Raw genomic sequence first — 17,804 nt, 5'->3', positions numbered from 1 at the left:
TCATGATTCCTTTTCATGTCCCACCAGCAGCGTCACGCTGACGATCGTCTGCCGGCCATTTTGTTCTCGTTTGATTTCCGCACTGACTTGGCGTGCGCATGTTTCCAGCAACATCTGACTGAAACGCTGTTCTTCCTCATCGACCTCGACCGGATCGGTCGTATCGGTCACCTGAATGAGGAAATGCCCGTTCAGCCTCTTCACCGTCACCTTGATGTCACCGCCACCATCACCAAGCCCACGCCTGACGGCATCGCCCACCAACTCGTTGACGATGAGCGACAAAGGCGATGCTTTGTCTGCGGGCACATAGACCGGGGATAGATCCAGCGTGACATTGATATCGGTGCGCTTCAGCTGGCTTGTCAGATTGACGACGAGATCTTCGGCGAAATCGGCAACATCAAAGCGGGCGATATTGTCGAACGTGAACAGCTTGCGGTGAACGGTGCTGAGGGCCTCAATGCGGTTCAGCACCGATTTCAGCGTCGCGCTGGCCGTTTCGTTCTCCGTCATCCGCTCCTGAAGCTTCACGATCGACGCCATCGTCATCAGGTTGTTCTTGACGCGGTGATCGACCTCGTGGACCAGCATGGTCTTTGCGTCCAGTGCATCGCGAAGATCCTTGGTGCGGCGACTGACTTCTTCTTCGGCAAGGTTACGGGCTTCGGCGAGCTCAGCTTCCTTATCCTTGATGCGGGTGAAATCGAGCTGCGAGGCGAAATAGTAGATCACCTCTCCCTTATCATCCCAGACGGGGCTGACGAAGAGAGCATTCCAGAACTGCGTTCCGTCTTTTCGATAGTTCAATATGTCGACGGAGACCGAGGTTTGCGCACTGATAGCGTCGCGGATTTTGGCGACCGCCTGTGGATCGGTCCTCTCGCCCTGGAGAAGACGACAGTTTCGGCCGATCAACTCATCGCTGCTATAGCCTGTGAGGTCATTGAATGCCTTGTTGCAGAAGATGATCGGATTGTCGTCCTGCTTCGGATTGGTGATGATCATCGGCATGCGGGTTGCCTTGAATGCTGCCGCAAAAGGGTCTTCCGATGCATGATCGGCAAGCAAACGCTCACCGGCTCTACGCGCTTCCAGAGGCAGCAAATAATCGACCATGAATTTTTCCGCACTTCACCCCATGCGTAATCCGCTTGCGGCAGGAAAGTTCCCGGCTGAAGATTATTTTCACCGCCTCGTCATGTGCTCGTTGGACGACGGAATTTTGCGTGGAGGCGCGCTGCTAATACGCAGTGTCGCCTCCACATTGTCTCTGCTTCAAAAGACTTTCCGCAGCTTGGCATCGATGGAGTGCCTGTTGCCGCCTCTGACCGCGAAGAACAGAAAAATTGCCGACCACAGGATGGACTTCTCTGCCCCGCCGAGCCCTTCCGACTTGACGATCCAATGGAAATAAACCGTCACCATCAAGACGATGAAGGCGGCGAAAGCTGCAGGACGCGTAAGGAGACCGATTGCGACAAGGATGCCGCCGAAAAATTCCGTCGCTGCCAGAAGCGGCGACCAGAAGACGCCGGGATAGAAACCCAGGCTTTCCACCATGCCGACAGCGCCGAAGGGATTTGTGATTTTGCCGAAGCCATGCGTGACGAGAAGCACGCCGGCAACGACACGCAGAACCGTTTCCACAAGTTCATAGGTGCCGTTATAGACCGGCGCGACAGCCGGGACGATCAATCGTTCACGAGAAAGCTCATTATGTGGCACAAGAATACTCCGCTGATTGCAATTCCTGACCATCTGCAACAAGCTGCCGTTCGCGCAAGTTGCGCTCGTTCAAAACATGACAAACTAAGTAATATTTCCGTGAGCTTATATGAGGACGGCTGAGATGGAAGGCACTGTAAAACCCCGCGTTTCGATCACCTACTGCACACAGTGCAATTGGCTCCTGCGTTCTGCTTGGATGGCGCAAGAGCTGCTCAGCACCTTCTCGGACAGTCTCGCAGAGGTGGCGCTGGTTCCGGCCACGGGCGGCCGCTTTGAAATTACCGTGGATGGGGCACTGTTGTGGGAGCGGAAACGCGATGGCGGTTTTCCGGGCCCCAAGGAGTTGAAACAGCGCCTGCGCGACATGATCGACCCGGACCGGGATCTCGGCCATCTCGACCGGCAGAAGAATGAGGGGCTGGATACGTAATACTACAAGCAAGCCGGCTGGCCGCTATCAGGAATCAGCGCATGGACGGTGCATGGTCGACGGCCCAATAGTTGATTGATCGACTGACATTCCAGTATCCAACCAGGCCCAGCAACGATGTTTTTTGATGAAAAAACAAGGATCGTCACAAAACTTCAAAATCCCTGTTGACACCAGCCGCCTGCCCCCGTACATGGCTCCTCGTCGCCCAGATGGCGGAATTGGTAGACGCGCCAGCTTCAGGTGCTGGTACTCGCAAGGGTGTGGAGGTTCGAGTCCTCTTCTGGGCACCATTCCTTATTTGATCCTAGCCAGATCAATCACTTAGCTAAAAAAATCGAAATTGTAATCTCCCCTCAGGGGGCGGTACTTTTAGCTTTAGGATTGCCGATCCTCACTCACGAATTGGGTGTCGATGAGCGCTGTGCGAGGCAGAGGCTCTTCGCATGCAGGCACGCTTCTACGCACGTATTGATGGCCGTGTTTTTCCTGCGAAACTTCTGTTTGAGCAAAAGGGAAAGCCGTTTTTGAGTGCAGTGCGTGTGGCGTCCAAACGCCGAAGTCAGCAGATGTGTTCAGCGAACGCGGGCTGAACGAAGAACACTCTGAAGCGAGTCATGCTGGCATACGCGATTTTAGTTCTGCGCGTGCTCTTCACAGGAGGGCGAACAGGACAGAACGCTTCGTGAGGTCTGGCGATAGACCCTGACCGTGTTGCCTTCATCAATCGACACCAGAACGCGTTCATCGACGATTGCGTTTCCCTCGGCATCCAGCAGCACAAGATTGGTGGTGCCGAAACTGCGTCCGGTCAGCACGATCGTCGTAGCATCGGCAACCGTCGCATCTGCGACCTTCGAATTACCGACAATGACTTTGCTCACGGCGCGATCAAGTTTCAGCACACGCGCCTGATTCATCGAGACGCGGAGCATGTCATCATCCGCAGAGAGTGCAAAAGCAGGCGCAAAACCTAAGACCGCTGCAGCAATTGCAAATCTTTTGATGGTGGAAGACAGCATGAGCGGAACAGACCTTTGGTTATGCTTGGCGCATTTCATCGTCACCACCATGAACGGGAATGGTGAATGAAGACTTAAACGGCGCTCCAAAATGAGAAAGTGCCGCGCGATCAAATACAATCCGACGTCGCTACAGCCTGTCGCATAACCGCACAATACCAGCGATGTTGCGATGAATTTCAGGCAAGATAGGCTCGCACTATCCTATACTCTTCAGACGTTCTCTCCATCAATCGTATTTTATCTTTTAATCTTTGGCTTTGTTTACCAAACGTTCGACATTACTCATTTAACGTTACGTTAAGCCCGTTTTTTAAACGCTTGGCAATCGAGATTTTGTAGGTTTGCCTCAACCGAACAACGAGAAACAGTTGTCGGCGTGCTGACCACAACGAATTAGGAGAATCCGCATGACAAAGATTTTCGCTCGGTTCCTGAAGGACGAGTCCGGCGCCACTGCCATTGAGTATGGCCTGATCGCGGCTCTGATTTCGGTGGCTATTATTGGGGGTGCGCAGACCATAGGCAGCAAACTCACATCAACATTCGAGAACATCGGTACCAAGCTGACAAATTCCGGCGCTGCCGGCGCCGCCACGGGTGGTAATGGTGGCGGCTGATTGCAGCGACATTCGAACAAAGTGCCGCCCTCCGGGCGGCATTTTCTTTAGAAGAAGAGCTACCTGCCGCATTTGAGGTAAAGCATGATCACCGCTTCTATCTTTCTCGTATTCCCGCTTTGCCTTGCGCTGGCAGCATTGACGGACCTCTTTTCGATGACGATTCCGAACAGAATCTCCGTCATTCTTATGGGGACCTTCATCGTGGTAGCACTTGCATCTGGGATGGACTGGCAGACATTTGGTCTGAGCTTTGCCGCTGGACTAGTCGTTTTCCTTGTTTGCTTCTCGATGTTTGCCCTCAACGTCATGGGAGGGGGAGATGCAAAGCTCCTCACAGCTTGCGCTGTCTGGTTCGGGTTCAACGGCTCTCTCGCGACGTTCTTGATCGCAGTGGCCATTATCGGAGGCGTTTTGACCCTTGGCATACTTCTCTTGCGTTCGCGCTCTCAAGAGATAATGGCGAGCGGCCTCCCTATTCCTGACTCGTTGCTGGTCGCAAAAAAGGTTCCATATGGTATCGCCATAGCGGTCGCGGGTCTGTTGTGTTACCCGGAAGCACCCATCGTACAGGCCGCAATGCGCGCCGTTCTGTGACAGACGCTCAAAAGCACTATTTAAACTTGCTAATACAGCATATTAATTTCTGATTAACCCAAAACAATCACTTCTTATTAACCATAATTACACGAATGGCAGGCCATCCTCTGGGCAGAGATTCTACTCCAAAGGCCCAGCATGAAGTCCTCACGTGTCGTTATCCTCTCCGTTGCCGTTGTGGCTGCTGGTCTTGCGGGCCTGCTGGCCATGCAGATTGCTGCGCCGCAAGCGGTGGTGGAGAAGGCAGAAGCCATTATCCAGAAAGAGCCGACCGTTAGCGTTCTGGTCTCGGCTGTCAATTTGCCCGTGGGTAGCAGGCTCGACACAAGTTCCGTGCGCTGGGCGCGATGGCCGCAAGGCAGCGTCAATGACAGTTATGTCACCGAGGAAAAACGGCCTGATGCGATCGCCGAATTGACGGGCGCGATCGTTCGCCTCCCGCTTTTCGAAGGCGAGCCGCTTCGCTCCGAAAAGGTGGTCGATTCCAGCACGCGCATCATGTCCTCGCTTCTGCCCGCCGGAAAGCGGGCTGTGTCCACCGAAATATCTGTTGCCACCGGTGCTGGCGGCTTCGTTCTTCCCAATGACCGCGTCGATGTCATCATGGTGCGCAAAAATGAGGGCGGCGGCTTCTTGACCGAAAACGTCCTCAACAATGTCCGCGTTCTGGCGATCGACCAGCAGATCAAAGAAGGGCCTGACGGTACGCCGTCTGTCATTGGCGCCACCGCGACACTGGAACTGACGCCTGAGCAGGCCAAGATCATCACCGTCGCACACCAGATGGCGGACCGCCTGACCTTGTCGCTCCGCTCCGTTGCGGATGTGCAGGATAGCGACACAGCATCTGCAGATTATCTACTCAGCGGCGAATCCGGCAGACCGGCGATCCAGATCATCAAGTCTGGCTCGATCGTGCGAGAAAATGAGGGAGCCGCACAATGAGCAAGACGAACTCGATCCGACATGGCCTGAAGGCGGCGCTCATTGGTGGCATCGCCTTCAGCATTGGCTTTGCAGGCGTTCCCGGTGCATCCCACTTTGGGATCGGCACCATTGATGCGCTGGCCCAAAGTGCCAGCATTCTTCGGATTTCTGAAAGTGGCACGGGCGTGCGCAAGCGCGTGAAGCTTGGTCTGAACAAGGCCCTCGTTGTGGATCTTCCGCAGGATGCCCACGATATTCTCGTTGCCGATCCGAGCATGGCAGATGCGGTGACACGCACGTCGCGCCGTATCTATCTCTTCGGCAAGTCGGTCGGGCAGACCAACATCTTCATCTTCGGCGCCCATGGCGAAGAGATCGTCAGCCTTGATCTTGAGGTCGAGCGCGATATCACCGGCCTTGAGGCCAATCTACGCCGCTTCATCCCGGATTCGGATATCCGGGTTGAAATCGTATCGGACAACATTGTTCTCTCGGGCAGTGTCCGTACCCCTCAGGATTCCGCACGTGCAGTGCAACTTGCCACAGCCTTCCTTCAGGGCGGTGAAGCCACAACCCGCAACATCACGGCGACCAGCGAAAGCAACGGCGATGGTGCCGTGGCGATCTTCGCGGAAAACCGCCAGAAGTCGTCAATCGTCAATATGCTGACGATCGAGGGCGAAGATCAGGTTACGCTGAAAGTGACGGTCGCCGAAGTCAGCCGGCAGGTTCTCAAGCAGCTCGGCTTCAACGGCTCTATCAGCGGCTCGGGCTCGGATTTCGGTGGAGCGGTCTCGTTCTCCAATCCAGCCAACCTCGGCAACGCGCTGGCGATTGGAGGCTCCGGCAATATCGGGGGCGCCATCGGCAAGGTCGCTCTTTCTAGCTATTTCAATGCCATGGAGCAGGCGGGCGTCATGCGCACGCTCGCCGAACCAAGCCTGACTGCGATTTCCGGCGAGCAGGCAAAGTTCTATGTCGGCGGGGACTTCCGTCTTGCCGGCGTTCAGAACGTCACTTTCGACGACAATAATGTGCCGACTGTGACGCGTCAGACCGATACGGTTGAATATGGTATCGAGTTGAATTTCCGGCCGGTCGTGCTGTCTCCAGGCCGCATCAGCCTGAAAATCGAGACCAACGTGTCCGAGCCGACCTATGAAGGCAACGTCGTCTCAGGCAATGGCAACACGAGCCGCGTTCCTGGCAGCACCTATCTATCGATCCGCAAGCGCGAAGCATCGACAAGCGTCGAGTTGCCATCGGGCGGCTCGATCGTGATTGCAGGTCTGGTGCAGGACAATGTCCGCCAGGCTATGTCAGGCCTCCCAGGTGCGTCCAAGGTTCCAATTCTCGGCACGCTGTTCCGCAGCAAGGATTTCATTCGCAACGAGACCGAACTTGTCATAATCGCCACGCCCTATCTCGTTCGGCCCGTGGCACGTAATCAGATCGCGCGGCCGGATGATAACTTCAGCCCGGAAAATGACTCCGCGACGTTTTTCATGAACCGGGTGAACAAGGTCTACGGCAACAACAGGCAGCAGGTTCAGGCACAGCCATATCAGGGCTCGGTAGGATTTATCTACAAATGACGAAAACGCACCCTCTGACGAATTCTGTTTCTTATCTGCGCCTCGGTCAACTCGTCTGCGTGCTCGCTGCCGTCGCCGCCCTGCAGGGTTGTGCCCGCGACCCACAGACGACGGGCGCCATTCCAGACGACTATCGCACGCGCCACCCGATCACCCTGTCCGAAGCGCAACACTCGCTGGATATTCCAGTCTCTCCGGCAGACAACAGGCTGCCCGGGGCTATGGCCGAAAATGTGAAGGGCTTCGTCCAGAACTATGTGGCGAGTTCCACGAGCATCGTTCAAATGCAGGTGCCAACGGGCTCGGCCAATGCAGCTTCCGCGTCCATCATCAAGCGTCAAATCCGATCGATCCTGACGTCTTCCGGCATTCCAGCAGGCAAGATCGCCGAGGTTCCTTATGGTGCTTCGCCCTACGGCGATGCGGCGCCCATACGGCTTTCCTATGTCGCCGTCACCGCCATGACGGGTCAGTGCGGCCAGTGGCCCGAAGACTTGAACAGCAACACCTCGTCCAACAAGAACTGGTACAATTTCGGCTGCGCTTCCCAGAACAATCTGGCGGCACAGATCGCCAACCCCATGGATCTCGTCGGCCCCCGCGGCATGAGCCCGATCGACGCTGAACGGCGATCGGTCGTACTCGGCAAGTATCGCGCCGGTAAGAACACAGCCACCACGAACGACTAAGACGCGCCTCCCAGCTTGAGCGACAGGATCTGATATGAACCCGGTGAACTACGATATTCGGCACAACAACGCAGATGTGCCAGTCGCCGAAGACGCGCTCCGCCCGGGCGAGTTGGAGAGTGTGCGTCCTTTGCCACGCATCTCGATCCACGCCTTCTGTGAAAGCGAGGCTATGCAGCGGACGATGGAGCGGCTGGCAGCCGACCGGCGGATGAACAAGGTCAGCATGCGGGTGACCAATGGCGAGATCGAAGCGGCTGCGAGAACGTTTTCATCCACAGCCACGCCCAATCTCGTCATCCTCGAAACCCATCGCGATCCATCGACGCTTCTGAGCGATCTCGCACCACTGGCAGAGGTATGCGATCCATCGACGCGCGTCATCATCATCGGTTGTCACAACGATATCGCGCTCTACCGCGACCTGATGCGCAACGGTATTTCCGAGTACCTCGTTTCACCGATCAAAGCGTCGGACCTGATGGCGTCAATCTCCGCGATCTTCGTCGATCCGGAGGCTGAGCCGCTTGGGCGGAGCATCGCCTTCATCGGTGCCAAGGGCGGTGTCGGCTCTTCCACCATCGCGCATAATTGTGCCTTCGGAATATCGAGCCTGTTTTCCACCGAGACCATTCTTGCGGACCTGGATCTGCCCTTCGGGACGGTCAATATCGACTTCGATCAGGACCCCGCACAAGGAATTGCCGAGGCAGTCTTCGCGCCGGATCGGCTCGACGAGGTTTTTCTTGATCGCCTGCTGACCAAATGTTCCGAAAACCTGTCCATTCTGGCCGCGCCATCGCTTCTCGACCGTGCCTATGATTTCGATAGAGCGGCCTTCCAGCCACTTTTGGAGCTCCTGCAACGCAGCGCACCGGTTGCGGTGCTGGACGTACCCCATGTCTGGTCGGACTGGACGCAGGCCGTTCTGGCAGAGGTCGATGAGGTGGTCATCACCGCCGTGCCGGACCTGGCAAATCTAAGAAACACCAAGAACCTTCTCGATGCATTGAAGAAGCTGCGACCGAACGACAAGGCGCCGCATCTGGTTCTGAACCAGGTGGGGATGGCGAAGCGTCCTGAGATCGATCCTACCGACTTCTTCGAGCCGCTGGAAATCGAGCCGCTTGCCATCATCCCCTTCGATATTCAGCTCTTCGGTGCTGCCTCCAACAGCGGGCGAATGATCAGTGAGATCGACGCCAAATCGCCGGTTGCGGAAACCTTCTCCCAGCTTTCGCACGTGCTCACGGGCCGATCGTCGGCCCGCAAAGCGAAACGACCGGGGCTCGGCAAGTTCATGGAAATCCTGAAACGCAAGTAAAACGTGGATTGGTCCACGAGACGACAGACCGGAAGACAAGAGATGTTTGGAAAACGTGGCGGCGAAGGCTTCGGGCGAAGCGCAAACAATGGACGGCCTGCTTTGCCGGCTGCCCATCCGGCTGTCATGAACGCGCCGCCTGTGATGGACGAACCCCGTCCATCACAGACTATCGTGATGCAGCCACCGGCGCCTAAGCCTTCTGCGGTTCAAAAGGACACAGGCAGCCAGGCCCGCAAGCGTGTGCGCACCGAGGACTATTACCAGACGAAGGCTCAGGTCTTCTCCGCCTTGATCGACACCATCGATCTCTCCCAGCTTTCAAAGCTCGACGGGGAGAGCGCGCGCGAAGAAATCCGCGATATCGTCAACGATATCATCACAATCAAAAACTTCGCGATGTCGATCTCCGAGCAGGAAGAACTGCTGGAAGATATCTGCAACGATGTTCTGGGTTATGGTCCGCTGGAGCCGCTTCTGGCGCGTGACGACATTGCCGACATCATGGTCAATGGCGCCGGACAGACCTTCATCGAAGTCAACGGCAAGACGATCGAATCCGATATCCGCTTCCGCGACAATGCCCAGCTGCTTTCGATCTGCCAGCGCATCGTCAGCCAGGTGGGCCGTCGCGTCGACGAATCAAGCCCGATCTGCGATGCGCGCCTTCCAGACGGCTCGCGCGTCAACGTGATTGCTCCGCCGTTGTCGATCGATGGACCGGCTCTGACGATCCGTAAGTTCAAGAAAGACAAGTTGACGCTTGACCAGTTGGTCCGCTTCGGCGCGATCACGCCGGAGGGAGCTGTCCTTCTGCAGATCATCGGCCGCGTCCGCTGCAATGTCGTGATCTCCGGCGGTACCGGCTCAGGTAAGACGACCCTTCTCAACTGCCTGACGAGCTATATCGACCGCGATGAACGCGTGATAACCTGCGAAGACACCGCCGAGCTTCAGCTTCAGCAGCCGCACGTCGTGCGCCTTGAAACCCGCCCGCCGAATATCGAAGGCGAAGGCGAGATCACCATGCGTGACCTGATCAAGAACTGCCTGCGTATGCGGCCTGAACGTATCATCGTCGGCGAAGTCCGTGGACCGGAAGTCTTCGACCTTCTGCAGGCCATGAATACCGGTCACGACGGCTCGATGGGTACAATCCACGCCAATACGCCCCGCGAGTGTCTGAGCCGTATGGAATCGATGATTGCCATGGGCGGCTATACGCTACCGGCAAAAACCGTTCGTGAAATCATCGCTTCATCCGTTGATGTCATCATCCAGGCCGCGCGTCTTCGCGACGGCTCCAGACGGATTACCCAGGTGACGGAAGTCGTCGGCATGGAAGGTGATGTGATCATCACGCAGGACCTCTTCAAATATGAGATCGAGGGGGAGGACTCCAACGGACGCTTGATCGGACGGCACGTGTCCAGCGGAATTACCAAGCCGCACTTCCACGATCGGGTTCGCTATTTCAACGAGGAACAGCGTCTTGCTGCGGCCTTGGAGGCGATGGAGCGCAATAGCCAATGACCATGACAATGCTGCTTCTCATCGTTCTCGTCGCCATTTCGGCCGGCTCGCTCGCCTATGTTTTCCTGTTTCCGCAAATCGAAACGGAGAAGAAAACTGCGACCCGCGTCAACCGAGTGAAGGCGGCCGAAACAGACCGCATCAACATGAAAGCCGCGCGCGACCGCCTTCAGGAAACCACCAAGCGTCGCAAGTCGACGCAGGACATGCTGAAAGAGTTGGAGAAAAAACAAAACGAGAAGGCCAAAAAGCGCAACAATGCAAGCGTGAAGAGCCTCATTCTTCAGGCCAATCTGTCGATCTCACCTTCCAGGCTCTATCTCATCAGCGCCGGTCTTTCTGTGTTCGCGGCACTGGTTGCTCTTCTTTACGACATGCCGCTTCTCGTGGCGCTCGGCATCGGCTTTATTGGCGTTCTCGGTGCTCCCCGCTGGGTTTTACGGTTTCTTGTGAAACGTCGTCAGACCAAGTTTCTCGAGGAGTTTCCGAATGCGCTCGACGTGATGTGCCGCTCGATCCGATCCGGCCTTCCACTCAACGAAGCGGTAAGGCTCATCGCCTCCGACGGTCAGGAGCCGGTGAAGACGGAGTTCAGACGCGTCGTCGATTCCCAGCAGGTCGGCATGTCGCTACCCGAAGCCATCGAGCGCATGACGCTGACAATGCCTCTGCCTGAGGTGAGTTTCTTCGGAATCGTCATTGCAATGCAGGCACAGGCCGGCGGCAATCTGTCCGAAACGCTCGGCAACCTTTCAAAGGTGCTGCGCGATCGGCGCAAGATGAAGGCCAAGGTCAGCGCGTTGTCGATGGAGGCGAAGGCCTCTGCCGTGATCATCGGAGCCCTGCCCTTCATCGTAGCGTTCCTGGTCTATCTTACCTCCCCAGACTATCTGATGGTGCTGTTCACCGACCAGCGAGGGCACCTCATTCTCGGCTGCTCTGCGGTGTGGATGTCGATCGGCATCATCATCATGCGCAACATGATCAACTTCGAGATTTGAGGCCGTTCCATGTTTGATCATATCATGTCCAGCCTTCTCAACCTGCACTTGATCATCGGTGCTCTTGTTGCCTTTGCAGCTTTCTCCACCGTCTATACATTGGCTATGCCCTATCTGAACCGCGCGGACCTCAACCGGCGGACGAAAGCGGTATCGACGGAACGCGAGCGCATTCGCGTGCGCGAACGTGAGCGGACGGATGGCGCGAACAAGGCCGGCAAAGCAAGCCTCCGAGCCACGCAGAGTAAATCCGCCACGAAGATCGTGGAGCGCTTCAACCTGCGTGAGGCGCTGGTGGATGCCAATACGATGAACAAGCTGAAGGCGGCAGGTTTTCGCTCTCAGAACGCGCTGAATACGTTTCTGGCGGCACGCTTCATTCTGCCCTTCATCTTTCTGATCCTCGCAGCGTTCTGGGTCTACGGCCTGAACAACCTTGCCAATTACAGCTTTTTTGTCCGTCTCATGGCTGTCCTGTTGTTCGGCTATCTCGGATTTTACGCGCCGAATATCTATATCTCGAACCGCATCACCAAGCGCCAAAAGTCGATCAAGCGGAGCTGGCCGGATGCGCTGGACCTGATGCTCATCTGCGTCGAATCCGGAACCACCATGGAAATCGCCATGCGCCGCGTGGCAGATGAAATGACGGAGCAGTCTCCGGAACTTGCGGAAGAAATGGTGCTGACGGTGGCAGAGCTGTCCTTTTTACAGGATCGCCGCGTCGCGCTGGAAAATCTTGGATTGCGCACACAGTTGGACGGCGTGAAGAACGTCGTTCAGGCGCTCATCCAGGCGGAACGCTACGGTACGCCGCTCTCCCAGGCTTTGCGCGTTCTGGCGCAGGAGGGTCGTGACGAGCGCATGAACGAGGCCGAGAAGAAGGCAGCCGCCTTGCCGCCCAAGCTCACCGTGCCGATGATCCTGTTTTTCCTGCCGGTGCTGGTTGCAGTGATTCTCGGTCCCGCCGGTATTCGCGTTGCCGACTCGTTTTGATGACGGTGCCGACAGCGCCAGCCGTGCCGTTCCAGACCGATGATGAGGGGTCGCAATGCTGCGGCACACGGCTCCGCCGTCGCTGAGGGGATCTACAAGAAGAAGTGCTTACCGGACTTCCGTCTTCTTGTTCTTGTCGGAAAGCTGCGACCAGGCATTTTGCTGAGACAGCATGCCGCGGAGATAGGTGAGGTTGGCCTGCGCCTGCTGAGGAGAGAGCTCCTGCGTGGCGATCTTCTGCGCTTCCTCAAAACGTCCCTGAAGGCCTACGACCAGCGCCAGATTCTGGCGAATACGGCTATCGGCACCGGGCTGCCCGGCGGCACTGCGCAGATAGGTCTCTGCGGTGCGCGGATCGTTTTGCAGAACGTAGGACATTCCAAGATTTGAGAGGATGCTCGGATCGTTGGGTTTCAAGTCAAGAGCCTGACGATACTTCGTCCGGGCTTCGTTCGAACGGCCCAACTGATCCAGAACCGCACCTTCTGCGGAATAGAGGCGCCAATCCGGTCTATCGGGGGTTTGCGCGCGCTGGATGGTGTTGAGCGCCTGTTCCAGCTGGCCGGCGGCAGCCTGTGACTTGCCATAGGCCGCCAGAACCTCACGGTCTGCTGGATAGGCGATCGCCACTTGCTGCATGACGGCAAGCGCCTGTGCGTTCTTGCCCGTCATCATCAAGATGTTGGCGTAGTTGAGCCCGGTGTTGCGATCCTTGGGATTGCGGGCATAGGATGCGCCAACCGAGGCTTCCGCCTGGCGCAATTGATCCATGTTCATCTGATCATAGGAGTGCGAGACGGCAGGAGAAATCGATCCCGTCGACATGCGGTCCGGACGGTTCGTGGAGCAGGCCGAAAGGCTCAGCGCCAGAACAGCGGCACAGGCACCCCGAAGGAGGATGCGCTTGTTGGCATGATGTGAGGAAATCGCAATCATGATATCGCCCCGGCCCTGTGATCGGATATTTCATCGAAGCAGCGTGCACCACGCAACTTTCGCTCCAGCAATAATCTGTTAACCCTAACAGAGTGTTAATTTGCCCGCCTCAGCCGTTTACGAAAGCAGACAATGGTCCCTTATCAATTCATCGAGCGCGCCACTCCCTTCAGTTCGAAACCTGGGGAGACACTTCCCGTTTTTGCGGTTACGCCCGCCCACATCGATCAGGGTGCCATCGATCCCATCGCCCTCGACTGGGCGAAGAAGGCAGGCTTTAAAGCAGAAGCGGGTGCCATCCTGTTGATCCCTTCTGCGGAAGGCGCTCTGGGCGGCGCGTTGCTTGGGCTCGGGACCAACCCTTCGGAGCTTCCTTTCATCGCCGGAAAACTGGCGCGCGAGCTTCCCGAAGGCGACTGGCATATCGAGACGGCACCGCTCACCGTCAATCGACTGGCGCTCGGCTTCGGTCTCGGCGCCTATCGCTTCGACAAGTATCGTGCCGCCAAAAGCATAGGCCCGAAACTTCTCATTCCCCGCGATGCCGAAGATGCGGAGATCAAGCGCGTGCTGGCCGGTGTCTTCCTGGCGCGCGATCTGATCAACGTTCCTACCAATGACATGGGGCCGGACGAACTCGAGATCGCTTTTCGCAGTCTGGCCGCCCACTACAAGGCGCAGGTTTCCGTCATCACCGGCGACGATCTCTTGAAGGAGAACTTTCCGCTTGTGCATGCGGTTGGCCGCGCCAGTGCCAGCGCGCCGCGCCTGCTGGAAATGTCATGGGGCAAGAAAGGTCATCCGCGCCTGACGCTCGTCGGCAAGGGTGTTTGCTTCGACACAGGCGGGCTCGATATCAAACCCTCCTCCTCCATGGCCCTGATGAAGAAGGATATGGGCGGTGCGGCTAACGTGCTTGGTCTCGCGCTGATGATCATGGACGCACGCCTGCCCATCGATCTTCGCGTCCTCGTTCCGGCGGTTGAAAACTCCATCTCCGCCAATGCCTTCCGGCCTGGCGACATCTACAAGAGCCGCAAGGGTCTAACCGTCCAGATCGACAATACCGATGCCGAGGGTCGACTGATTCTCGCCGATGCGCTGGCCTATGCCGACGAGGACGCGCCCGACCTGATGATCGACATGGCGACACTGACGGGGGCTGCGCGCGTCGCCCTCGGACCTGACGTCCCGCCCTTCTACACGGATGATGAAGACCTTGCGCACAGCATCGCAGAGGCCAGCATCGATACTGACGATCCGCTGTGGCGGCTACCGCTTCATATGGGTTACGATAAGGACATTCGCTCCCGCGCCGCCGACCTTACAAATGCGCCGTCCGGCGGCATGGCCGGGTCGATCACCGCAGCGCTCTTCCTCAAGCGCTTCGTCACGGCCACGAAGAAATGGGTACATTTCGATATCTACGGATGGTCGCTCAGCGAGCGTCCGCACACTTCGGTGGGTGGCGAGGCACAGGCGATCCGCGCTCTGTTCCACTACATCTCCCGCAGCTTTGCGAAGAAATAAGCGTACGCATTTTCATCCTCGCCGCTCAAGGCGAGGATGACCGGGCCGGGTGAGATCGCAGTTCTTGAAGGCGCTTACACCAGAACCTTCTGGTCCTTACGGTCTTCCTGGCCGAAGAACTTCAGATAGCGTTGCACCTCGTCTGCCTCGCCGGTCGCCTTTTGCGGATTGTCGGAAAGCTTGACCGCGGGGCGGCCATTGGCATCGCTCACCTTGCAGACGACCGAGATCGGCTTCAAGCCTTCGATGGTTTTCGGCGCGCAGCCGGCAAAATCATTGGTGAGGTTGGTGCCCCAGCCGAAGCTCATGCGCGCACGGCCTTCGAAATGCTTATAGGTGTCGATAATGGCATCGACATCCAGCCCGTCGGAGAAGATGAGAAGCTTCTTCTTCGGGTCGCGGCCCATCTTCTTCCACCACTCGATGATCTTTTCACCGCCTTCGATCGGCGGTGCGCTATCCGGTCTGAAGCCTGTCCAATCGGCCACCCATTCCGGCGCATTGCGCAGGAAGGCCGCCGTGCCGAAGGCGTCCGGCAGGACGATCAGAAGATTGCCGCCATAGAGCCGATTCCAGTCCTTCATCACCTGATAGGGTGCTGCGGCCAGGTCCTCGTCGTTCTGTGCCAGAGCGGCCACGACCATCGGCAGTTCATGCGCATTGGTGCCGACGGCTTCGAGATCGGAATCCATCGCCAGCAATACATTGCTCGTTCCGGTAAAGGCCGGGCCGATGCCTTCCTTCAGCGCTTCGACGCACCAGCGCTGCCACAGGAAGCTGTGGCGGCGGCGCGTGCCGAAATCGGAGATGCGCAGGCCAGGAAGTTCGCGCAACCGCTCCACCTTTGCCCACATCTTGGCCTTCGCACGGGCATAGAGCACGTCGAGGGTAAAATAGCCGAGCGAACGCATCGCGCTTCTCGAACGCAACTCATTGACGATGGCGAGCGCCGGGATTTCCCATAGCGTGGTATCCATCCAGCGGCCATGGAAATTCAGCTCGTACTGGCCGTCGCGCTTGAAGAGCTCATATTCGGGCAATTGATAGCTGGAGAGCCAGGAAAGAAACTCCGGCTCGAAAATCTGCGAGCGTCCGTAGAAGGTGTTACCGGCAAGCCAGATGCTTTCCTTCTTCGTCAGTCGAAGGCTGCGCGCATGGTCGAGCTGCTCGCGCAGTTCGACCTCGTCGATTTCCTCTGCAAGCCGAACCGTCTTCGTCCGGTTGATTAGGGAGAAAGTGGCATTGACATCCGGATAGAGCTTCCAGATCATCTGCAACATCAACAGCTTGTAGAAATCCGTGTCGATCAGGCTGCGGATGATGGGATCAAGCTTCCAGGTGTGGTTGTGAACACGGGTCGCTATGTCTGTCTTCGTCATTGCTGCTGCTATCCCCCGCGCCAGACCCTTGCATGAGGCAGGTCCGGCATCGCCGCGCATTTTTAAAGGTCATGAACCTTGTGGGTCAAAGACTTATCTGAAAAGCGCATGGCAAGTCCAGACCGGTTGATGCAGGTACGGTACTCGCGAAATCCAAAGCGATTTAGAAGTCGGTGGCGGGCGGGTTGATGCCTGGATACCAGTCCTTCGATGTCGGCACTCTGGTGCCGAAGAAGGACGTGCCTGACGAGCCGGAGCAGCGATAGCCTTGAACGGGCAGGCCATCGCTGCCGAAAAGATCGCGATAAGGGCCGTTCGGGTTGCTGGATTCAACAACAGTCGAATGGCAGCGATAGCGCTCCTGCGGCTGCAGCGTCTTCGGGTCCTTCACGCCAGGCAGATTGGCATAGGCGTCGGGGGCGGGCAGATAACCGTCCTTATAGACGATCTGGGCCGTGCCAGCTTGGGGCACGGCCCAGGCGACAAGGCACACAGTCAGACCGGCAAGAGCACGTTTCAGGCTTCTCATCATATCGCATCCCAATGCAAGATGACGTTCATATAAGCAGAGCCAACGTGATCCGCAGGATGCCTTTCAAAACGTTTTCGTGAGCAATCACGGACGGCGATAGGCTGTCGGTCTGTCATAGAGCCAGCCAATCCGCTCAATGGCCTCGTCCAGATTTTCGCGTGCGACATTCATCGTATGGCCGTTGGCGTGCAGCAACGTCTTTTCGTCCTCCATGATGCCCACATGGCCTTTCCAGAAGACGAGGTCGCCGCGGCGCAAGGCATCGCGCTCGATTTCGGTTCCGAGAGACTTCACCTGCATATCCGTATCGCGCAGCGCAAACTTGCCAGTCATAGCCATCGACAGCTGTACGAGGCCGGAGCAATCAATGCCGAAGCCGGAGCGGCCGCCCCAGAGATAGGGTGTTTCCAGAAAGCGCAGCGCGACCGCGACGTAGTCGCTCGAAATCTGCTGGTCGACGGGCAGACAATGGGCGGCAATCACGCCCTCGCCTTTTGCCGTCATCAGGTAGCGCGTTCCGCGCGTCTCCTCTTCGCCGACGAATGTCAGGCGGCTGCCCATGGAAAGGGCCGCAACGGGCGGCTTTCTCAGTTCAGCGGCGGGATAGAGAAAGGTGCGGGGAGCGATGACGATATGGGTCGCCGCTTCCACAGGGCCCACCGCAGCATCTGGAACGTAACCGACATAACCATCAACCTCAGCCTGCACAAAGGCCCAGCCATCGGCGCTATCGAAAACACGGATGGCCTCGCCAAGCAGCAGTTCGGTATCGATGCCAGAGGCCATATCGGGCTTCGGGCGAAGCCCGATGACGGGAAGGGCGATTTGCGCGGATTCGCCAGTAATGAAACGCTGTGCCTCGACCCTGCCTTCAAGTTTCGCATCTGCGATATCGGCGCGGAAGACGTTCAGTCGGCGGTCAAGCGTTTCGGCGGATGTCATGGTCGTTCGGTCCTGGT

The 17,804-nt window shown here is 57.3% G+C and carries 19 protein-coding genes and 1 tRNA gene; 13 read left to right on the top strand and 7 right to left on the bottom strand.

Annotation, left to right across the window (positions count from 1 at the left end; all coding sequences use genetic code 11):
- Both ACTJKV_RS00325 and ACTJKV_RS00320 read right to left on the bottom strand, forming a co-directional pair.
- A complete protein-coding gene (locus tag ACTJKV_RS00325; RefSeq protein ID WP_062599113.1) occupies positions 1–1,119 on the bottom strand; it encodes a PAS domain-containing protein in 1,119 nt (372 codons plus the stop codon).
- A gap of 159 nt (positions 1,120–1,278) precedes the next feature.
- Positions 1,279–1,728 (bottom strand): DoxX family protein, encoded by a 450-nt coding sequence (locus ACTJKV_RS00320; protein WP_274101052.1) that lies wholly within the window; start codon positions 1,726–1,728, stop codon positions 1,279–1,281.
- 124 nt (positions 1,729–1,852) lie between these two features.
- On the opposite strand from ACTJKV_RS00320, the gene ACTJKV_RS00315 reads away from it, so the two are divergent.
- Complete coding sequence (locus tag ACTJKV_RS00315) at positions 1,853–2,161, top strand: SelT/SelW/SelH family protein (protein ID WP_062427328.1); 309 nt, start codon at positions 1,853–1,855, stop codon at positions 2,159–2,161.
- 206 nt (positions 2,162–2,367) lie between these two features.
- Positions 2,368–2,454: transfer RNA gene (locus ACTJKV_RS00310), tRNA-Leu, on the top strand.
- Positions 2,455–2,796: 342 nt separating this feature from the next.
- Here the strand turns inward: ACTJKV_RS00310 and ACTJKV_RS00305 are convergent.
- A complete protein-coding gene (locus tag ACTJKV_RS00305; RefSeq protein ID WP_312930589.1) occupies positions 2,797–3,153 on the bottom strand; it encodes a pilus assembly protein N-terminal domain-containing protein in 357 nt (118 codons plus the stop codon).
- Here ACTJKV_RS00305 and ACTJKV_RS00300 point away from each other — a divergent pair.
- The 10 genes from ACTJKV_RS00300 (at position 3,095) to ACTJKV_RS00255 (ending at position 12,468) form a co-directional block, all read left to right on the top strand.
- Positions 3,095–3,253: a hypothetical protein gene (locus tag ACTJKV_RS00300; protein ID WP_274101095.1), complete on the top strand. Its 159-nt coding sequence runs from the start codon at positions 3,095–3,097 to the stop codon at positions 3,251–3,253. The genes ACTJKV_RS00305 and ACTJKV_RS00300 overlap by 59 nt on opposite strands.
- A gap of 340 nt (positions 3,254–3,593) precedes the next feature.
- Positions 3,594–3,803, top strand: coding sequence for a Flp family type IVb pilin (locus tag ACTJKV_RS00295; RefSeq protein ID WP_111850250.1), 210 nt, complete (start codon positions 3,594–3,596; stop codon positions 3,801–3,803).
- Positions 3,804–3,887: 84 nt separating this feature from the next.
- Positions 3,888–4,400 carry an A24 family peptidase gene (locus tag ACTJKV_RS00290; RefSeq protein ID WP_111850251.1) on the top strand — a complete coding sequence of 171 codons (513 nt, stop codon included), beginning with the start codon at positions 3,888–3,890 and terminating at the stop codon, positions 4,398–4,400.
- Positions 4,401–4,541: 141 nt separating this feature from the next.
- Positions 4,542–5,348 (top strand): Flp pilus assembly protein CpaB, encoded by an 807-nt coding sequence (gene cpaB, locus ACTJKV_RS00285; RefSeq protein ID WP_111850252.1) that lies wholly within the window; start codon positions 4,542–4,544, stop codon positions 5,346–5,348.
- Positions 5,345–6,925, top strand: coding sequence for a type II and III secretion system protein family protein (locus tag ACTJKV_RS00280; protein ID WP_111850253.1), 1,581 nt, complete (start codon positions 5,345–5,347; stop codon positions 6,923–6,925). Before cpaB ends, ACTJKV_RS00280 begins: the two co-directional genes overlap by 4 nt.
- Complete coding sequence (locus ACTJKV_RS00275; protein WP_274101053.1) at positions 6,922–7,614, top strand: CpaD family pilus assembly protein; 693 nt, start codon at positions 6,922–6,924, stop codon at positions 7,612–7,614. The genes ACTJKV_RS00280 and ACTJKV_RS00275 overlap by 4 nt, the downstream gene beginning before the upstream one ends.
- A gap of 34 nt (positions 7,615–7,648) precedes the next feature.
- The gene (locus tag ACTJKV_RS00270; protein WP_274101054.1) at positions 7,649–8,938 is read left to right on the top strand and encodes an AAA family ATPase; all 1,290 of its coding nucleotides are present in this window, start codon (positions 7,649–7,651) and stop codon (positions 8,936–8,938) included.
- Positions 8,939–8,980: 42 nt separating this feature from the next.
- A complete protein-coding gene (locus ACTJKV_RS00265) occupies positions 8,981–10,471 on the top strand; it encodes a CpaF family protein (protein ID WP_274101055.1) in 1,491 nt (496 codons plus the stop codon).
- Positions 10,468–11,472 carry a type II secretion system F family protein gene (locus tag ACTJKV_RS00260; RefSeq protein WP_062443296.1) on the top strand — a complete coding sequence of 335 codons (1,005 nt, stop codon included), beginning with the start codon at positions 10,468–10,470 and terminating at the stop codon, positions 11,470–11,472. The genes ACTJKV_RS00265 and ACTJKV_RS00260 overlap by 4 nt, the downstream gene beginning before the upstream one ends.
- 9 nt (positions 11,473–11,481) lie before the next feature.
- Positions 11,482–12,468, top strand: coding sequence for a type II secretion system F family protein (locus ACTJKV_RS00255; protein ID WP_274101056.1), 987 nt, complete (start codon positions 11,482–11,484; stop codon positions 12,466–12,468).
- A gap of 108 nt (positions 12,469–12,576) precedes the next feature.
- Here ACTJKV_RS00255 and ACTJKV_RS00250 read toward each other — a convergent pair whose 3' ends face one another.
- Positions 12,577–13,293: a tetratricopeptide repeat protein gene (locus ACTJKV_RS00250; protein ID WP_162236319.1), complete on the bottom strand. Its 717-nt coding sequence runs from the start codon at positions 13,291–13,293 to the stop codon at positions 12,577–12,579.
- 243 nt (positions 13,294–13,536) lie between these two features.
- Between ACTJKV_RS00250 and ACTJKV_RS00245 the strand changes: the two genes are divergently transcribed.
- Positions 13,537–14,934, top strand: a complete 1,398-nt coding sequence (locus ACTJKV_RS00245; protein WP_113175703.1) for a leucyl aminopeptidase family protein — start codon at positions 13,537–13,539, stop codon at positions 14,932–14,934.
- Positions 14,935–15,008: 74 nt separating this feature from the next.
- Here ACTJKV_RS00245 and pncB read toward each other — a convergent pair whose 3' ends face one another.
- From pncB to ACTJKV_RS00230, 3 genes are all read right to left on the bottom strand, one after another.
- Positions 15,009–16,313: a nicotinate phosphoribosyltransferase gene (gene pncB / locus ACTJKV_RS00240; protein WP_062443305.1), complete on the bottom strand. Its 1,305-nt coding sequence runs from the start codon at positions 16,311–16,313 to the stop codon at positions 15,009–15,011.
- 163 nt (positions 16,314–16,476) lie between these two features.
- Positions 16,477–16,842 (bottom strand): hypothetical protein, encoded by a 366-nt coding sequence (locus ACTJKV_RS00235; protein WP_274101057.1) that lies wholly within the window; start codon positions 16,840–16,842, stop codon positions 16,477–16,479.
- Between the two features lie 87 nt (positions 16,843–16,929).
- Complete coding sequence (locus tag ACTJKV_RS00230) at positions 16,930–17,787, bottom strand: C40 family peptidase (protein ID WP_274101058.1); 858 nt, start codon at positions 17,785–17,787, stop codon at positions 16,930–16,932.
- Between the last annotated feature and the right edge of the window lie 17 nt (positions 17,788–17,804).

This window comes from Agrobacterium sp. 22117 (assembly GCF_052045735.1).
Taxonomy (GTDB): Bacteria; Pseudomonadota; Alphaproteobacteria; order Rhizobiales; family Rhizobiaceae; genus Agrobacterium; species Agrobacterium cavarae.
Note: the sequence above shows the minus strand (reverse complement) of the source record. Positions and strands in the feature narration are given on the sequence as shown.

Coding starts and splice junctions, on each gene's coding strand:
- ACTJKV_RS00325 (WP_062599113.1), bottom strand. CDS start 1,119: ATGGTCGATTATTTGCTGCCTCTGGAAGCGCGTAGAGCCGGTGAGCGT.
- ACTJKV_RS00315 (WP_062427328.1), top strand. CDS start 1,853: ATGGAAGGCACTGTAAAACCCCGCGTTTCGATCACCTACTGCACACAG.
- ACTJKV_RS00300 (WP_274101095.1), top strand. CDS start 3,095: ATGTCATCATCCGCAGAGAGTGCAAAAGCAGGCGCAAAACCTAAGACC.
- ACTJKV_RS00295 (WP_111850250.1), top strand. CDS start 3,594: ATGACAAAGATTTTCGCTCGGTTCCTGAAGGACGAGTCCGGCGCCACT.
- ACTJKV_RS00290 (WP_111850251.1), top strand. CDS start 3,888: ATGATCACCGCTTCTATCTTTCTCGTATTCCCGCTTTGCCTTGCGCTG.
- cpaB (WP_111850252.1), top strand. CDS start 4,542: ATGAAGTCCTCACGTGTCGTTATCCTCTCCGTTGCCGTTGTGGCTGCT.
- ACTJKV_RS00280 (WP_111850253.1), top strand. CDS start 5,345: ATGAGCAAGACGAACTCGATCCGACATGGCCTGAAGGCGGCGCTCATT.
- ACTJKV_RS00275 (WP_274101053.1), top strand. CDS start 6,922: ATGACGAAAACGCACCCTCTGACGAATTCTGTTTCTTATCTGCGCCTC.
- ACTJKV_RS00270 (WP_274101054.1), top strand. CDS start 7,649: ATGAACCCGGTGAACTACGATATTCGGCACAACAACGCAGATGTGCCA.
- ACTJKV_RS00265 (WP_274101055.1), top strand. CDS start 8,981: ATGTTTGGAAAACGTGGCGGCGAAGGCTTCGGGCGAAGCGCAAACAAT.
- ACTJKV_RS00260 (WP_062443296.1), top strand. CDS start 10,468: ATGACCATGACAATGCTGCTTCTCATCGTTCTCGTCGCCATTTCGGCC.
- ACTJKV_RS00255 (WP_274101056.1), top strand. CDS start 11,482: ATGTTTGATCATATCATGTCCAGCCTTCTCAACCTGCACTTGATCATC.
- ACTJKV_RS00250 (WP_162236319.1), bottom strand. CDS start 13,293: ATGTCGACGGGATCGATTTCTCCTGCCGTCTCGCACTCCTATGATCAG.
- ACTJKV_RS00245 (WP_113175703.1), top strand. CDS start 13,537: ATGGTCCCTTATCAATTCATCGAGCGCGCCACTCCCTTCAGTTCGAAA.
- pncB (WP_062443305.1), bottom strand. CDS start 16,313: ATGACGAAGACAGACATAGCGACCCGTGTTCACAACCACACCTGGAAG.
- ACTJKV_RS00235 (WP_274101057.1), bottom strand. CDS start 16,842: ATGAGAAGCCTGAAACGTGCTCTTGCCGGTCTGACTGTGTGCCTTGTC.
- ACTJKV_RS00230 (WP_274101058.1), bottom strand. CDS start 17,787: ATGACATCCGCCGAAACGCTTGACCGCCGACTGAACGTCTTCCGCGCC.